Consider the following 15,247-nt stretch of genomic DNA (forward strand, 5'->3'; position numbering starts at 1 on the left):
AAACCCAGCAGCCGCACCGCATTGCCTTTGAGGATGCCGGGCATCACCTCAGGCTTGAAGCCTGCGACCTCAAAGTCCTTCATCCAGCGCTCGGGTGTGATCAGCGGGTAGTCGCTGCCAAAGAGCACGCGGTCCTTGAGCAGGGTGTTGGCGTACTGCACCAGTTGTTTGGGGAAGTACTTAGGGCTCCATCCGCTCAGGTCAATCCACACATTGGGCTTATGCGTGGCCAGGGAGAGAGCTTCGTCCTGCCACGGAAAGCTGGGATGCGCCATGACGATCTGCATGTCGGGCCAGTCGATGGCCACGTCTTCGAGCAGCATGGGGTTGCTGTTTTGCAGGCGCAGGCCGCCACCGCAGCGCATGCCCGAGCCAATGCCGCTGTGGCCGGTGTGGAAGATGGCGGGCAGCTTGTATTCGTTGATGACTTCGTAGATCGGCCAGGCCATGCGGTCGTAGGGCAAGAAGCCCTGCACCGTAGGGTGGAACTTGAAGCCCTTGATACCTTCTTCCTTGATCAGGCGCTCGGCCTCGCGCGCGCCCATCTTGCCCTTGTGCGGGTCGATGCTGGCAAAGGCCATCATCATGTCGCTGTTTTCGCGGGCGGCCTGCGCGATTTCTTCGTTCGGAATACGGCGGCGACCCAGCTGCGCTTCGCTGTCCACCGTGAACATCACCAGGCCGATTTTTTTCTCGCGGTAGTAGGCCACCGTCTCGGCAATCGTGGGTCGGCGGTTGCTGCCAAAGTATTTGTCGGCGGCGCGGTCGTATTCCTCACCGTAGTTATCAAACGGGTTCCAGCAGCTCACTTCGGCGTGGGTGTGGATGTCAATCGCGATCAGGTCTTCGTGTTTCATGGCTGCAGTGTCTCCGGTGAGAGCGCGAGTTAACACCAGACTAGGGAAAGTCCTAGGCATCAGAGTGCATCTTGCGCTCAACAATATGGTTATCAATCATAACTTTTCGTGCTTCTGCGTCAAGCCCAAAGGACAACCAATATGAGCAACCCCATCCTCGAACGTGCAGCAGCCAATGGCGTGACTCTGGAAATGCGCGGCGCTGTCGCCATCGTCACCCTGCGCCGCCCGGCCAAGCGCAATGCCCTGTCCGACGCGCTGATCGAAGCCATTCGCGACACCTTCCAGAACCTGCCCCCCGAAGCCAAAGCTGCCGTGATCGACGGCGAAGGCGAGCACTTCTGCGCGGGTCTGGACCTGTCCGAACTCAAGGAGCGCGACGCGGGCGAAGGCGTGTACCACTCACGCAGCTGGCATGTGGCGCTCAACGCCGTCGAGCAAGGCCGCGTGCCGGTGATCGCGGCGCTGCATGGCGCGGTAGTCGGGGGCGGCCTGGAACTGGCCAGTGCCTCGCACATCCGCGTGGCCGACGAAACCACGTTTTACGCCCTGCCGGAAGGCACGCGCGGCATTTTTGTCGGTGGTGGTGGTGCGGTGCGCGTGCCCAAGTTGATCGGTGCAGCGCGCATGACCGACATGATGATGACGGGTCGCGTCTACAACGCCGTTGACGGCGAGCGCGTAGGCTTTGCACAGTACCTGGTCCCCGCCGGCACCGCCTTGGACAAAGCAATTGAACTGGCCAGCCGCATTGCGACCAACGCCCCGTTGACCAACTACGCGCTGATGCATGCGCTGCCGCGCATTGCCGAGCAACCGGCTGACCATGGTTTCATGACCGAGGCACTGATGGCCTCCATCGCCCAGTCGGCCCCTGAAGCCAAAGCCCGCGTGCGCGCCTTCCTCGAAGGCAAGGCCGCCAAAGTCCAAAAGGCCAACTGAGCCCAGGACCGGAGGAGACACAACCATGAATACCCCCAAATTCCGTCCTCTCAAGTTTGGTGTCACCCGCGTCACCCTGCGTGATGGCGCCCCCGGCACCCACTACCTGCGTGCCGAGCAAAACCTCCAGGCCTTTCCAGAGCGCCTGACGGACCGCCTCCAGCAGTGGGCCAAGGCTAAGCCCACCCACACCTTTATGGCCCGCCGCGTCAAGAACGCTGACGGCAGCCTTGGCGACTGGCAACACCTGAACTACGCCGATACCTGGGCAAAAGCCCGCAGCATAGCCCAGGGCCTGATCAACCGTGGTCTGAACGCGGAGCGCCCGGTGGCCATCCTGAGCGAAAACAGCCTAGAACACGCCCTGATGGCGCTGGGCTGCCTGATCGCGGGCGTGCCCTACACCCCGGTATCTCCTCCCTACTCACTGGTCAGTGTGGACTACGACAAGCTCAAGCATGTGCTGCGCACCGTCACGCCCGGCCTGGTGTTCGCACAAGATGCGCGCTACGCCAAAGCCATCGCGGCTACCGTCGGCGATGACATGGCCATCGTCATGGCCGAAGGCTGCGTGGAAGGCCGTCAGAGCTCCTCCTTTGCTGAACTGTGTGCCACACCTGTGACGGATGCCGTCGACCAGGCCATGGCCGCCACCGGCCCGGACACCGTGGCCAAGTTCCTGTTCACCAGTGGCTCGACCAAGCTGCCCAAAGCCGTCATCAACACCCACCGCATGTGGTGCGCCAACCAGCAGCAGATGGCCCAGTCCATGCCGGTTCTTGCCGAGCAAGACCTGGTGCTGGTGGACTGGCTGCCCTGGAACCACACCTTTGGCGGCAACCACAACTTCGGCATGGTCGTCTTCCATGGCGGCACGATGTACATCGACGACGGCAAGCCCACACCCGCGCTGATGCACGAGACCCTGCGCAACTTGCGCGAGATCGCGCCCACGGTGTACTTCAATGTGCCCACCGGTTTCGAAGCCATTGCCAACGCCATGAAAACCGACGACGCACTGCGCAAGACCCTGCTGTCGCGTGTGCAGATGTTCTTCTATGCGGGCGCAGCACTGGCCCAACCGGTATGGGACAGCCTGTACGAAAGCCAGGAGCGCGAGATCGGCGAGCGTATCGTCATGACCACCGGCCTGGGCATGACCGAGTCCGGCCCCTTTGGCATCTTCGTGACCAACCCGAATGTGCGTGCAGGCGACCTGGGCGTACCCACCCCCGGCCTGGAACTCAAGCTGGTGGACATGGACGGCAAGACCGAGGTGCGCTACCGCGGCCCCAACATCACGCCGGGCTACTGGCGCGCGCCCAACGAGACGCAAGAGGCTTTCGACGAAGAAGGCTTCTTCAAGACCGGCGATGCGGTCAAATGGATCGACGAGACCGATGTACACCTGGGCCTGAAGTTTGATGGCCGCATTGCCGAAGACTTCAAACTGGCCACCGGCACCTTCGTGAGCGTGGGCCCGTTGCGCGGCAAGATCATCGCCGCTGGCGCCCCCTACATCCAGGATGCGGTGCTGACCGGCATCAACATGAAAGAAGTGGGCGCCATGATTTTCCCGACCCCCGCTGTACGTACCCTGAGCGGTCTTCCTGCCGATGCGCCCTTGTCCGATGTACTGACCTCAGCCCCCGTGCTGGCCAAGTTCCAGGAAATCGTTGACGAATTGGCAAAAACCGCCACCGGCAGCGCCAACCGGATTGCACGCTTGTGCTTGCTAAGCGAGCCACCGACGATTGACAAAGGCGAGATCACCGACAAGGGCTCGATCAACCAGCGTTCGGTGCTCACCCACCGTGCCGACACGGTCGCGGCCCTGCACGAAGGTACCTTGCACTACATCATCAAACCGAGCAAGTGAAAGACAAGCAAATGGCCTCCAAAGGATTCTTCAACGCGTTTGCCGATGTGTGGATGCACGAAGGTGTGCGCACGCCCATGGTCGATTACTGCGGCGCTCTGGGTCACATCTCCCCCACAGACCTGGGCATCAAGGCTGCGCGTGAAGCGCTCAAGCGTGCTGGCATCGCCGCAACCGAGATCGGCTCGGTCATCACCGGCAACATGGCACCTGGCGACTTTGACCAGTTCTTCTTGCCCCGCCACATCGGCCTGTACGCCGGTGTGCCTCAGGACGTGCCGGCCATCATGGCGCAGCGCATCTGCGGCACCGGCTTTGAACTGTTCCGCCAGGCGGGCGAGCAGATTGAAGCGGGTGTGTGTGAGGCCGCGCTGGTCGTGGGTACCGAGAGCATGACGCGCAACCCGATTGCCGCCTTTGACCACCGTACTGGCTTCAAGCTGGGCGCACCCGTGGGCTTCAAGGACTACATGTGGGAAGCGCTGAAGGACCCAGCCGCGGGCATCAACATGATCCAGACGGCAGAGAACCTGGCCAAGAAATATGGGATCACGCGCGAAGAGGTGGACCAGTTCGCCTCCGACTCGTTCGCCAAGGCGGTGGCCGCGCAGCAAGCTGGTTTTCATGCCGGCGAGATCGTGCCCGTGGTCACCGAGAAGTTCGAGCTCGAAGGCTACAAAGCCCGTGGCATCAAGCTGCAAGGCAAAGTGACCGAGGTGAGCACCGACACCCACCCGCGCCTCTCGCCTGTAGAGGTGCTGGCCAAGCTCAAGCCCGTGTACGAAGGCGGTGTGCAAACCGGTGGCAACAGTTCGGCCCTGGTGGATGCGGCTGCGGCTTGCGTGGTCACCTCGGGTGCCTATGCCAAGGCGCAGGGCAAAAAACCGCTGGCCCGCGTGGTCGCTGCCGCTGCCGTGGGCGTGCCGCCCGAAATCATGGGCATCGGCCCGGCTCCCGCCATTCGCCTGCTGCTCGAGCGCACAGGCCTCACACTCGACCAGATCGGTCGCTTCGAGATCAACGAAGCCCAGGGCGCACAAACCCTGGCCGTAGGCCGCGAATTGGGCCTCGATCTGACCAAACTCAACGTCAACGGTGGCGCCATCGCCCTGGGACACCCGCTGGCCTGTACCGGCGTGCGCCTGACGATTACCCTGGCGCGTGAACTCCAACGCTCGGGCCTGCGCTATGGCATCTCGAGTGCCTGCGTGGGCGGCGGCCAGGGCATTGCTCTCCTGATTGAAAACCCTGAAGGGAAATAAGATGAACATTCAAGGAACACCAGCACTCGTCACTGGCGGCGGCTCCGGCCTTGGCGAAGCCACCGCCCGTGAACTCGCCCGCTTGGGGGCCAAGGTCGCGGTGCTTGACCTGAACATGGACAACGCAGAGCGCGTGGCCAAGGACATTGGCGGCATCGCCGTCAAATGCAACGTCTCCGACCCCGACAGCATGGCTCAAGCCATTGAAGCTGCTGCTGCCGCCCACGGCCCGGCCCGCATCCTGATGCAAATTGCGGGCATTGGCACCGCCAAGCGTGTGGTCGGCAAGGACGGCAACGCCGCTCCGCTTGAAGACTTCGCCAAAGTCATCAACGTCAACCTGATCGGCACTTACAACGCAGCGCGCCTGTTCGCCGCCGCCTGTGCCAAGCTCGACCCGATGGAAGATGGTGCCCGTGGCGTGATGGTCTTTACCGCCTCGGTCGCCGCCTTTGACGGCCAGGTAGGCCAGCAGGCCTACAGCGCCTCCAAGGCCGGTGTGGCCGGCATGACGCTGCCCATGGCGCGCGACCTGGCACAACACGGCATCCGTGTGTGCACCATCGCCCCTGGCCTGTTCAAAACCCCGCTGATGGAAACACTGCCCGAGCCGGTGCAGCAATCGCTGGCCGCCAGCATTCCTTTCCCGTCTCGCTTGGGCAAGCCCAGCGAGTTTGCCGAACTGGCCTGTCACATCGTCAGCAACAACCACCTCAACGGCGAAACCATTCGCCTCGATGGTGCGCTTCGCATGGCCCCGCGCTGAGCAAGGAAAACCATGAGCAAGACCGTTGTTTACGAAGTGGAAATCATGTTCGGTGACTGCGATCCCGCAGGCATCGTGTTTTTCCCGAATTACTCCAAATGGATGGACGCCTCGTCCTTGAACTTTTTCGTCAAATGCGGTGTCAAACCCTGGCGCGAACTGGTCAAGACCACCGGCATCATCGGCACGCCGCTGCTGGAGATCAACACCAAGTTCATGCGCCCGGCCACCTATGGCGAGCGCATCCAGGTGCATACCAGCGTGCAGGAGTGGCGCGAAAAAGTGATCGTGCACAAGCATGTCGTCATGCGCGGTGACACCGTGCTGTGCGAAGGCACCGAGGTGCGTGCATTCTGCATTCAGCATCCTGACGATCCGGGCCGCATCAAAGCCATTCCCGTTCCCGAAGACATCAAGGCTTTGTGCAGCTAAGCTGTACAAGTCAGATGTTGTTTTTAATTTTCTTCAACCCACCCTCACAGGAGACAAACCATGAAACTGAAGAAGACCCTGCTGGCCCTGGCCATCACCGCTACTGCCAGCACCGCTGCGCTGGCCGATATCAACATCGGCGTCAGCCTCGCCCTGACCGGCCCCGGCTCCGGCCTGGGCATCCCGATGCAGAAACAGCTTCAGCTGTTTCCCAAGACCATCGGCGGTGAAAAAGTCAACCTCATCATCCTGGACGATGCAACTGACCCCGGCAAGGGTGCCGCCAACGCGCGCCGCTTTGTGACCGAAGACAAGGTTGACCTGATTTTTGGCTCATGCATCACCGCTGTGGCCGCCGCCATGACCGATGTCGCTTCCGAAGCCGGAACCGTCCAAGTCGCTGGCTCTCCAGTAGGCGTCCCCCCGGGCAAGGACAAGTGGCTGTTCCGTCTGCCCCAGTCCAACACCGTGATGGGTCATGCCGTCGTCGAGCACATGAAAAAGCAAGGTGTCAAGACTGTGGGCTTTCTGGGTTACACCGATGCTTATGGCCAGCAATGGCTGGACGCCGTGGGCCCCATGCTGGACAAAGCCGGTATCAAACTGGTGGGCACCGAGCGCTTTGCACGTGCCGACACCAGTGTGACACCCCAAGCCCTCAAATTGACATCTGCCAATCCGGACGCCATCCTGGTCGTGGCCTCGGGCTCCGGCGCAGCCATGCCTCAACTGGGACTGGTCGATCGTGGCTACAAGGGCAAGATTTATCAGACACACGCAGCCGCCACACCGGACCTGCCGCGCGTCGGTGGCAAGGCCGTTGAAGGAACTTTCGTGGTGTCCGGCCCGGCACTGCTGGGTGACCAGCTGGCTGACAACCATCCTTCCAAGAAGATGGCGATGGACTTTGTTCAAAAGTTCGAAGCTGCGCATGGCGCCAACACCCGCAACCAATTTGCGGGTCACTCCTACGACTTCCAGGTGGCGATGGAAAAGGCCATTCCCCTTGCGCTGAAAAAGGCCAAGCCTGGTACACCACAGTTCCGCAGCGCGCTGCGTGACAGCCTGGAAACCATGGGTCGTACCGTGTTCGCACACGGCGTGATGAACTGGACGGCAGACGACCACTGGGGCTACACGCTGGAAACGGGCGTGATGACCAAAGTGGTGGACGGCAAGTTCAAGGTCGAATAAGGCCACTTCAGGACTGCCATGCCGCCACGCGGCATGGCAGTCCGCATTCCCTATTTCCCCACAAGGCTTTCCATGGACTTCTCCATCGCCAGCATCTTGCTGCTTGACGGCATGACCAACGGTGCAATCTATGCCCTGCTCGGTCTTGCCACTGTGTTGGTGTTCACCGTCACACGGGTCATTTTCATTCCGCAAGGCGAGTTCGTCGCCTACGGCGCGCTCACCCTGGCCATGCTCCAGAGCGGAAAAACACCCGGCACAGTCTGGCTGCTCTTGATCCTGGCAACCATGGCGTCACTGATGGAGAGCCTCGAACGTTGGCGACACCATGGGAATATCCCGCGGGCGCTCAAATCCGGGCTCAAGCCCTTGCTGTTTCCAGTTGCCATTGCATTGGTATCCATCTGGGCGGCCCCACAGCAGTTTCCACTTGGAGTGCAGGCCCTTTTAAGCGTAGCCATCGTCACTGCGTTTGGCCCCCTGGTTTACCGCGTCGCCTATCAGTCTCTTGAAGCAGCCACGCCGTTGGTGCTGCTGATCGTTTCGGTCGGTGTGCATTTCGCCATGACGGGCCTGGGCCTGTTGTTCTTTGGTGCTGAGGGTTTTCGCAACCCCACATTTTGGGATGAACGATTCGCGCTTGGCCCGGTCACCCTGTCCGGCCAGACCGTCATCATCTTCGCCGTCTCGCTCGCCTTGATCGTGTTGTTGTGGCTGTACTTTGAAAAGTCGTTGCGTGGCAAGGCGCTACGCGCCACCGCAGTGAACCGAACCGGAGCCCGATTGATGGGCATCTCGACACACACCTCCGGACAGCTCACTTTTTTGATGGCAGCGCTTATAGGGGCACTGTCAGGCCTGCTGATCGGGCCCACCACCACAGTTTTCTATGACTCCGGTTTCCTGATCGGTCTCAAAGGCTTTGTTGCCGCGGTGATTGCAGGCCTGTCGAGTTACCCAGGTGCACTGGTTGGCGCATTGTTCGTCGGCATCGTCGAGGCCTTTGGCGCCTTCTGGGCCAGTGCCTTCAAAGAGGTGATTGTGTTCACTCTGATTCTGCCTATCCTCCTCGTGCGCTCCTTGCGCAGCGGCCACTCCGACGAGGAACACTGATCATGCAAAAGAAAAACCTTCCCATCTTGCTGCTGGCACTGGCCGTACCGGTTATCGCCCTGTTGCCCTTGCCCGACTTCTGGATTGCCCAGCTCAACTACATCGGTCTGTATGCATTGGTGTCGCTGGGTCTGGTGCTGCTGACGGGTGTGGGTGGCCTGACCTCCTTTGGTCAAGCTGCCTTCGTGGGCATGGGCGCCTACACCACAGCGTGGCTCACACTCAACACAGGGATGTCGCCATGGCTGACCGTGTTCGTTGGCTTGGCCTTCACTGGCGTCAGTGCACTCATCGTCGGCGTCATAACGCTGCGCATGTCCGGTCACTACCTGCCACTGGCCACCATCGCCTGGGGCCTGTCGCTGTACTACCTGATGGGCAACCTCGATGCCCTGGGCAAATACGATGGTCTGCTGGGACTCAAGAGTCTGTCAGCCTTTGGCATCGACATCGGCCAGGGTCGTCTGTTCTTTGTCCTGTGCTGGGCCATCCTGATCGCAGGTGCTGTGGCGCTGATCAATCTGCTGGATTCGCGTCCGGGGCGCGCCATCCGTTCCCTCAAGGGTGGGACACAAATGGCCGAGGCCATGGGCATCAGCACCTTCCGCTACAAAGTCACCATCTTCCTGATTGCGGCCTTGTTCGCTGCGGTGGCTGGCTGGTTGCTGGCCCACTTTCAGCGCACAGTCAACCCCTCGGCATTCGGCCTGAAAATGGGTATCGAATACCTGTTCATGGCGGTGGTCGGTGGGGTTGGTCATGTCTGGGGGGCGATTGTCGGCGCTGGTCTGGTCAAGCTGCTCGACGACTACCTGCAGGTGGCACTGCCTGCGCTGATCGGTACCAGCGGCAGTTATGAGGTCATCGTATTTGGCGTGGCGCTGGTGCTGGTACTCAAGTATCTGCCCGACGGCCTGTGGTCGGTGGTGGCGCGCTATTTCCCCAAAGCCCCGCGCCCAGTCAACTGGCAAAACGCCGAAGACCTGCCTGTGCGCAACAAACCCGCCATGGGCGAACCCGTGTTGGTGGTCGACAAAATCCGCAAACAGTTCGGTGGACTGGTCGCCGTCAACGACATCAGCTTTGAGATTGCTGCCGGTCAGATTGTCGGGCTCATCGGCCCTAACGGAGCCGGCAAGTCCACCACTTTCAATCTGATCACTGGTGTATTGGGCAAGACCAGCGGACAGGTGTCATTTTGTGGCGAGGATGTCAGCGCACTGCCCTCGCGCGCGATCTCTCGCAAAGGCATGGCCCGCACTTTCCAGCACGTCAAGATGATCCCCGACATGACAGTGCTGGAGAACGTGGCCATGGGCGCCTACACACGTGGCAACAGTGGCGTGGTCTCATCCATGCTGCGCACCAACCAGGCCGAAGAACAGCGCCTGATGAAGGAAGCCCAGCGCCAGCTTGAGCGCATTGGCATGGGTGAATACCTGCACGAACAAGCCGGCAACCTGGCCATGGGTCCACAGCGCTTGATGGAAATCGCGCGTGCGCTGTGCTGCGACCCTGCCCTGCTGCTGCTCGACGAGCCTGCTGCCGGTCTTCGCCACAAGGAGAAACAGGCCCTGATCGCCGTGCTGCGCCAGTTGCAATCTGAAGGCATGAGCATCCTGCTGGTTGAACACGACATGGACCTGGTGATGGACGTTTGCGATCAACTGGTGGTGATGGAATTCGGCACCCTGCTCACACGCGGCACTCCGGCACAAGTGCAAGCCAACCCGGCCGTGCGTGCTGCCTACCTCGGAACGGAACACTGATATGTCTACCCCACTCCTCAAAGTCACCGACCTGCGCGCCGGCTACGGAAAAGCCGAGGTGCTGCACGGCCTGAGCCTTGAGGCTCAGCGCGGCAGCGTGATCACCGTCATTGGCCCCAATGGTGCTGGAAAATCCACCTTCCTGAACACATTGATGGGGATCCTGCCGGGCAAGGGACGCATCGAATTTGAAGGCCAGTCCATCGAAGACATGACGCTTGAAGAGCGCGTTATGCTCGGTATCGCCCTGGTCCCGGAAAAGCGTGAACTCTTCGGCACCATGAGCGTTGAAGACAACCTGGTGCTGGGTGGCTATCGTCAGATGCGCCTGGGCAACAGCCAGTGGCAAAGCCGTATGGATGATGTGTTTGACCTCTTCCCCCGACTTAAGGAGCGCAGGACCCAGGAAGCAGGCACCCTGTCCGGGGGCGAGCGCCAGATGCTGGCTGTGGGTCGCGCACTCATGTCGCGCCCTACAGTGCTGATGCTCGATGAGCCCAGTCTCGGGCTGGCCCCGCTCATCGTCAAGGACATCTTCAAGATCATTGAAACCCTTCGCCAGACCGGCGTGACCATCGTCTTGGTTGAACAAAATGCCCGCGCTGCGTTGGCCGTGGCGGATCAGGGTTACGTGCTGGAAATGGGAGAAATTGGATTGAGCGGCCCGGCCGCCGAACTGGCTCAGGATCCGCGCGTCATCGACACCTACCTCGGCACAGCCAAGAAATAAACATTGCCATGAACACCTACACCCCCCGCACCGAGGACATGCATTTTGTGCTGTCCCGTGTTTTGAACGCCGCTGACCAACTGCAAGCCCTGCCCGCATTTGCCGATGTCGATGCCGACCTGATGCAACAGGTGCTGGATGAATCGGGCAAGTTCGTCGGTGAAGTCATCGCGCCGCTCAACCGCGACGGCGACGAAATCGGCGCGCAGTGGAAAGATGGTGCCGTCACGATGCCTCCAGGCTTCAAGGACGCCTACCAGTCCTTCTGGAAAGCTGGCTGGCCAGCGCTGGCAGCGAGTACCGAAGACGGTGGTCAGGGTCTGCCCAGCGTGCTCGAAGCCATGCTCTACGAGATGCTCTCGGCCGCTAACCACGGCTGGACCATGGCCCCGGGCCTCTTGCACGGCGCCTACGAGTGCATCAAGCACCACGCGAGCGAAGAACTCAAAGCGCAGTACCTCGAAAAAGTGGCCACCGGCGAATGGCTGGCCACCATGTGTCTGACCGAACCGCACGCCGGCTCCGATCTGGGCCTGTGCCGGACCAAGGCGGTGCCGCAGCCCGATGGCAGCTACCTGCTCTCAGGCACCAAAATCTTCATCTCCGGTGGCGAGCACGACCTGACCGACAACATCGTGCACCTGGTGCTCGCGCGCCTGCCCGATGCGCCGCCCGGCCCCAAGGGGCTGTCGCTGTTCCTGGTGCCCAAGTTCTACGCCGATGGCACACGCAGCGCGGTGCACTGTGAGCGCATCGAAGAAAAAATGGGCCTGCATGGCAGCCCCACCTGCGTCATGCGCTTTGACGAAGCGGCCAGCCAGATCGTGGGCGAGCCCGGCAAAGGCCTGAATGCGATGTTCATCATGATGAACGCTGCTCGTCTGCATGTGGCCTTGCAAGGCGTTGGCCTGCTGGACGCGGCTTGGCAAAAAGCCGATGCGTATTCGCAAGAGCGTCGCCAGATGCGTGCACCCGGCAAGGGCAAAGGCGCGGGTGAAGCGGACCTGATTGCCGAGCACCCCGCCATGCGCCGCATTCTGGACACCCAGCGAGCCTGGATCGACGCTGGTCGCGTTCTGGCCTACAAGACCGCTATCGAGCTGGACCAGATCAAGCACGGCGCCCCCGAAGCACAAGCTTTTGCGCAGCGTTGGTGCGCTCTGGTCACCCCCATCATGAAAGCTGTGTTCACGCACCAGGCTTTTCATGGCGGCAGCGATTGTCTGCAGGTGTTTGGTGGTCACGGCTATGTCCGCGAATGGGGCATCGAACAGATCCTGCGCGACGCCCGCGTGGCGATGATTTACGAGGGCACCAACGAGATCCAGGCCATCGACCTGCTGGTGCGCAAGGTACTGGCTGACGGTGGCCAGGGCATGAATGCGTTGCTCGACTTCCTCGAAGCCGATATGCCCCCCCATGCACGCACACGAACAGCCGCAGCTGCCCGCATCAGCACATTACGCGCCGTGACGAAACAGATTGTGGAGACTGCCCCCAAGCAAGCGCAACTGCCTTACCGTGTCGCCGACGATTACCTGCGCGCCTGTGCGCTGGTGTTGCTGGACTGGGCCTGGCTGCGTATCGACGCTGCCGTCGACGCCGACACAGCCAACGCAGCCAGCCGATGGCAGGCTCCGGCCCAAGCCTTGCGCCAGTGGGTACTGCCCGAGTTTCAGATGCGCACCTTCATCCTGGTGCAGCAGTGCACAGCAGCTGCAGCATAATTTGTGCCCATGGTTACCACGGCTCAATCCAGTCCCAAGCACGCCACGCGCCGTCACAAGCCCGCGACAACAGGCTTGCCACAGGTCAGCGCAGTCGATCAGGTGGACACGCGTTACTTGCAAACCCTGCTGGGCTATAACGCTCGTCGGGCGGCCCTGACCATCATCGAAGGATTTCTGGAACGGATGGCCGAGTTTGGCCTGCGACCGGTCGATTTTTCGGTGATGTCGGTCATCCAGCACAACCCTGGCGTTACCTCCCGCCAGCTGTGCGCTGCGCTGAATTTGTTGCCGCCGAACCTGGTGGGTCTAGTCCAGTCACTTGAAGCGCGCGGCCTGATCGAGCGTCATCCCCACCCTACGGATGGGCGGGCCATGGGCCTGCATCCCACCGAACAAGGCCGAATTCTGATGGTGCAAGCCGAACAGGCGGCCACCGATCTGGAAATCGAACGGTCAGCCCGCCTGACAGCAGCCCAGCGCAAAACACTGCTGGAGCTGCTGCAAAAAATCTACCTTTGAGCGAACCGATCAGCGGCCACGCTCGGCCAGGTAAATGTCGATGCGACGATTGCGTGCGCGCCCCGCTTCGGTGGCGTTGTCTGCAATCGGCTCACGCGAACCACGCCCCTCGGTGCTGATACGGCTGGAGGCCACACCACGCGAAACCAGGTAGTCACGAGCGCTTTCAGCACGGCGCATCGACAGGGGGTTGTTGATCGCGTCACTGCCCGTGCTGTCCGTGTGGCCAACAATTTTGACTTCCATCGAGCCTTGCTGGTTCACCCCTTGCGCGAACTGGTCCAGAATGGGTTTCAGACGCGCCTGAATGTCGGACTTGCCCGAGGCAAATGAAATGTCGTTGGGAATGCTCAGTTTGAGCTGGTTATCGGCCGTCTGCGTCACTTCAGTACCTGTTCCCGCAGTAGCGGCTTCCATTTGGCGCTTTTTGTCTTCCATCTGGCGTGACCAGACGTAACCACCCAAAGCGCCCAAAGCAGCACCGATGGCAGTTGCTTTTTTGTCTTTACCAATGACCTGGCCGGCAATGGCACCAATAGCCGCACCACCGCCCACACCCTTTTGCTGGGTGGTCATGGTTTCGCACCCTGTGAGCACCACACTGCCCATCAAGGCCAGCGTGATCAGGGATGTCGTCGTTTTTTTCATGGTTTCCTCCTTTGAAACACGTTGATGTAATGCTTTGATTGTGCATTCATTTTTGCACCTGCAACTGTTCGGGTTACTTCATGACACATTTTCATGAGCATAGGTGCATTTATATTTGAACAAATATAATTAAGGCAGGAGGAAAGATACATGTACAAACAGACACCGTCCACCACACAACAACCACTTCGCGTGGGTTTGATGGGCTATGGCAAAGCCGGCCAGGCCGTTGCAAACGTCCTCATGGAGGATCCGCGCTGCAACCTGCAATGGGTCGCGCGCAAACATGTCCCGGAACTTGCTCGCCTTGAGGGCAAGAACATTCCCTTTACCCCTTCCGACCAGGACTGGGGGGCTTGGCTTGACCAGCATCCCGTCGACGCCATCGTGGACTTTTCGCATCCTGATGCTGTCTATCAGTACGGTGCCGCTATGGCCGAACGCGGCATCATGCTGGTCAGTGCCAACTCGGCCCACCAGTCCGAACACCTGGAATTCATGGCCAAGCTGGGCCAGCAAACCCAGGTTTTATGCTCGCCCAACATCACGCTGGGCATCAACTTTTTAATCCTGGCGGCCAAACTGTTGCGCAACATTGCCCCGTTTGCCGATGTCGCTATTTTGGAGCAGCACTTCAAACACAAAGAGGAAATTTCCGGCACCGCGCGCCGCATTGCCGAAACCCTGTCGGTCGAGCAAGACCAGATCACGTCCTTGCGTCTGGGCGGCATCGTGGGTCATCACGAAGTCATTTTTGGATTCCCCTATCAAACCGTGCGTCTGATCCACAACTCCATCAAACGCGAAGCATTCGGTACAGGGGCGGTATTTGCCCTGCATGAGCTGGAGACCTGCCCGCCAGGGTTGTACAACTTTGACGAGCTGCTGGAGCGACGCATGCGCCAGAGCTTGCTGCAAAGCGCAAGTCCGGGTGACACACCCCCGCTGGCATAATCAGTCATCATTTTTTGACCTACTGGATCGACATGAACACCACTGCCTCCGGCCTGCAATACGAAGACACCACTGTTGGAGAAGGCGCCGAAGCCAAAGCCGGCCAGGACGTGGTCGTGCATTACACCGGCTGGCTCTACAAGGACGGCCAACAGGGCGCCAAGTTCGATTCCAGCAAGGACCGCCGCGACCCCTTTGTTTTTGCTCTGGGTGCGGGCATGGTCATCAGGGGTTGGGACGAAGGTGTGGCTGGCATGAAGGTTGGTGGTGCACGCACCTTGATCATCCCGCCCGAGCTGGGCTATGGCGCCCGCGGTGCTGGCGGTGTGATTCCACCTAACGCCACGCTCAAGTTCGACGTCGAGCTGCTGGCTGTCGAATAAGTCGCCAAGGTTTCTCAACGGGGCGCGCTGCAAGCAGCCCTGCAAAAAATACCCCTTGAAAGTCCGGGA

15 protein-coding genes are annotated in these 15,247 nt (G+C 60.6%); 13 read left to right on the top strand and 2 right to left on the bottom strand.

All coding sequences use genetic code 11. The features are described from left to right. The coding region (locus AAFM15_RS04295) for an amidohydrolase family protein (protein WP_341685468.1) at nt 1–857 on the bottom strand (857 nt) is incomplete at its 3' end. Nucleotides 858–998: 141 nt separating this feature from the next. Here AAFM15_RS04295 and AAFM15_RS04300 point away from each other — a divergent pair. From AAFM15_RS04300 to AAFM15_RS04350, 11 genes are all read left to right on the top strand, one after another. Then, a complete protein-coding gene (locus tag AAFM15_RS04300) occupies nt 999–1,799 on the top strand; it encodes a crotonase/enoyl-CoA hydratase family protein (RefSeq protein ID WP_341685469.1) in 801 nt (266 codons plus the stop codon). Nucleotides 1,800–1,824: 25 nt separating this feature from the next. Then, on the top strand, nt 1,825–3,678 hold the full coding sequence (locus AAFM15_RS04305; protein WP_341685470.1) for a feruloyl-CoA synthase: 1,854 nt from the start codon (nt 1,825–1,827) through the stop codon (nt 3,676–3,678). An 11-nt stretch (nt 3,679–3,689) separates the two neighbouring features. After that, nucleotides 3,690–4,940 (top strand): thiolase family protein, encoded by a 1,251-nt coding sequence (locus AAFM15_RS04310; RefSeq protein ID WP_341685495.1) that lies wholly within the window; start codon nt 3,690–3,692, stop codon nt 4,938–4,940. A 1-nt stretch (nt 4,941) separates the two neighbouring features. Next, the gene (locus tag AAFM15_RS04315; RefSeq protein ID WP_341685471.1) at nt 4,942–5,706 is read left to right on the top strand and encodes an SDR family NAD(P)-dependent oxidoreductase; all 765 of its coding nucleotides are present in this window, start codon (nt 4,942–4,944) and stop codon (nt 5,704–5,706) included. A gap of 12 nt (nt 5,707–5,718) precedes the next feature. Beyond that, the gene (locus AAFM15_RS04320; protein ID WP_341685472.1) at nt 5,719–6,138 is read left to right on the top strand and encodes an acyl-CoA thioesterase; all 420 of its coding nucleotides are present in this window, start codon (nt 5,719–5,721) and stop codon (nt 6,136–6,138) included. A gap of 60 nt (nt 6,139–6,198) precedes the next feature. Beyond that, a complete protein-coding gene (locus tag AAFM15_RS04325) occupies nt 6,199–7,332 on the top strand; it encodes an ABC transporter substrate-binding protein (protein ID WP_341685473.1) in 1,134 nt (377 codons plus the stop codon). A gap of 72 nt (nt 7,333–7,404) precedes the next feature. Further along, the gene (locus AAFM15_RS04330; protein ID WP_341685474.1) at nt 7,405–8,445 is read left to right on the top strand and encodes a branched-chain amino acid ABC transporter permease; all 1,041 of its coding nucleotides are present in this window, start codon (nt 7,405–7,407) and stop codon (nt 8,443–8,445) included. Between the two features lie 2 nt (nt 8,446–8,447). Next, entirely contained in the window at nt 8,448–10,214 is a 1,767-nt protein-coding gene (locus AAFM15_RS04335; RefSeq protein ID WP_341685475.1) for a branched-chain amino acid ABC transporter ATP-binding protein/permease, read from the top strand. 1 nt (nt 10,215) lies between these two features. Next, nucleotides 10,216–10,944 carry an ABC transporter ATP-binding protein gene (locus AAFM15_RS04340; RefSeq protein ID WP_341685476.1) on the top strand — a complete coding sequence of 243 codons (729 nt, stop codon included), beginning with the start codon at nt 10,216–10,218 and terminating at the stop codon, nt 10,942–10,944. 8 nt (nt 10,945–10,952) lie between these two features. Next, the gene (locus AAFM15_RS04345) at nt 10,953–12,671 is read left to right on the top strand and encodes an acyl-CoA dehydrogenase family protein (protein ID WP_341685477.1); all 1,719 of its coding nucleotides are present in this window, start codon (nt 10,953–10,955) and stop codon (nt 12,669–12,671) included. Nucleotides 12,672–12,674: 3 nt separating this feature from the next. Then, nucleotides 12,675–13,193: a MarR family winged helix-turn-helix transcriptional regulator gene (locus AAFM15_RS04350; protein WP_371833079.1), complete on the top strand. Its 519-nt coding sequence runs from the start codon at nt 12,675–12,677 to the stop codon at nt 13,191–13,193. A gap of 9 nt (nt 13,194–13,202) precedes the next feature. Here AAFM15_RS04350 and AAFM15_RS04355 read toward each other — a convergent pair whose 3' ends face one another. After that, the gene (locus AAFM15_RS04355; RefSeq protein ID WP_341685479.1) at nt 13,203–13,841 is read right to left on the bottom strand and encodes an OmpA family protein; all 639 of its coding nucleotides are present in this window, start codon (nt 13,839–13,841) and stop codon (nt 13,203–13,205) included. A 150-nt stretch (nt 13,842–13,991) separates the two neighbouring features. Between AAFM15_RS04355 and AAFM15_RS04360 the strand changes: the two genes are divergently transcribed. Beyond that, the gene (locus tag AAFM15_RS04360; RefSeq protein WP_341685480.1) at nt 13,992–14,795 is read left to right on the top strand and encodes a dihydrodipicolinate reductase C-terminal domain-containing protein; all 804 of its coding nucleotides are present in this window, start codon (nt 13,992–13,994) and stop codon (nt 14,793–14,795) included. 32 nt (nt 14,796–14,827) lie between these two features. Beyond that, nucleotides 14,828–15,178, top strand: a complete 351-nt coding sequence (locus AAFM15_RS04365) for an FKBP-type peptidyl-prolyl cis-trans isomerase (RefSeq protein ID WP_371833080.1) — start codon at nt 14,828–14,830, stop codon at nt 15,176–15,178. Nucleotides 15,179–15,247: the final 69 nt, after the last annotated feature.

This window comes from Limnohabitans sp. (assembly GCF_038134685.1).
Classification (GTDB): domain Bacteria; phylum Pseudomonadota; class Gammaproteobacteria; order Burkholderiales; family Burkholderiaceae_C; genus Limnohabitans_A.

Bases quoted from the DNA above. Each gene is read 5' to 3' on its own strand.
- AAFM15_RS04300 (WP_341685469.1), top strand. From the start codon at position 999: ATGAGCAACCCCATCCTCGAACGTGCAGCAGCCAATGGCGTGACTCTG.
- AAFM15_RS04305 (WP_341685470.1), top strand. From the start codon at position 1,825: ATGAATACCCCCAAATTCCGTCCTCTCAAGTTTGGTGTCACCCGCGTC.
- AAFM15_RS04310 (WP_341685495.1), top strand. From the start codon at position 3,690: ATGGCCTCCAAAGGATTCTTCAACGCGTTTGCCGATGTGTGGATGCAC.
- AAFM15_RS04315 (WP_341685471.1), top strand. From the start codon at position 4,942: ATGAACATTCAAGGAACACCAGCACTCGTCACTGGCGGCGGCTCCGGC.
- AAFM15_RS04320 (WP_341685472.1), top strand. From the start codon at position 5,719: ATGAGCAAGACCGTTGTTTACGAAGTGGAAATCATGTTCGGTGACTGC.
- AAFM15_RS04325 (WP_341685473.1), top strand. From the start codon at position 6,199: ATGAAACTGAAGAAGACCCTGCTGGCCCTGGCCATCACCGCTACTGCC.
- AAFM15_RS04330 (WP_341685474.1), top strand. From the start codon at position 7,405: ATGGACTTCTCCATCGCCAGCATCTTGCTGCTTGACGGCATGACCAAC.
- AAFM15_RS04335 (WP_341685475.1), top strand. From the start codon at position 8,448: ATGCAAAAGAAAAACCTTCCCATCTTGCTGCTGGCACTGGCCGTACCG.
- AAFM15_RS04340 (WP_341685476.1), top strand. From the start codon at position 10,216: ATGTCTACCCCACTCCTCAAAGTCACCGACCTGCGCGCCGGCTACGGA.
- AAFM15_RS04345 (WP_341685477.1), top strand. From the start codon at position 10,953: ATGAACACCTACACCCCCCGCACCGAGGACATGCATTTTGTGCTGTCC.
- AAFM15_RS04355 (WP_341685479.1), bottom strand. From the start codon at position 13,841: ATGAAAAAAACGACGACATCCCTGATCACGCTGGCCTTGATGGGCAGT.
- AAFM15_RS04360 (WP_341685480.1), top strand. From the start codon at position 13,992: ATGTACAAACAGACACCGTCCACCACACAACAACCACTTCGCGTGGGT.
- AAFM15_RS04365 (WP_371833080.1), top strand. From the start codon at position 14,828: ATGAACACCACTGCCTCCGGCCTGCAATACGAAGACACCACTGTTGGA.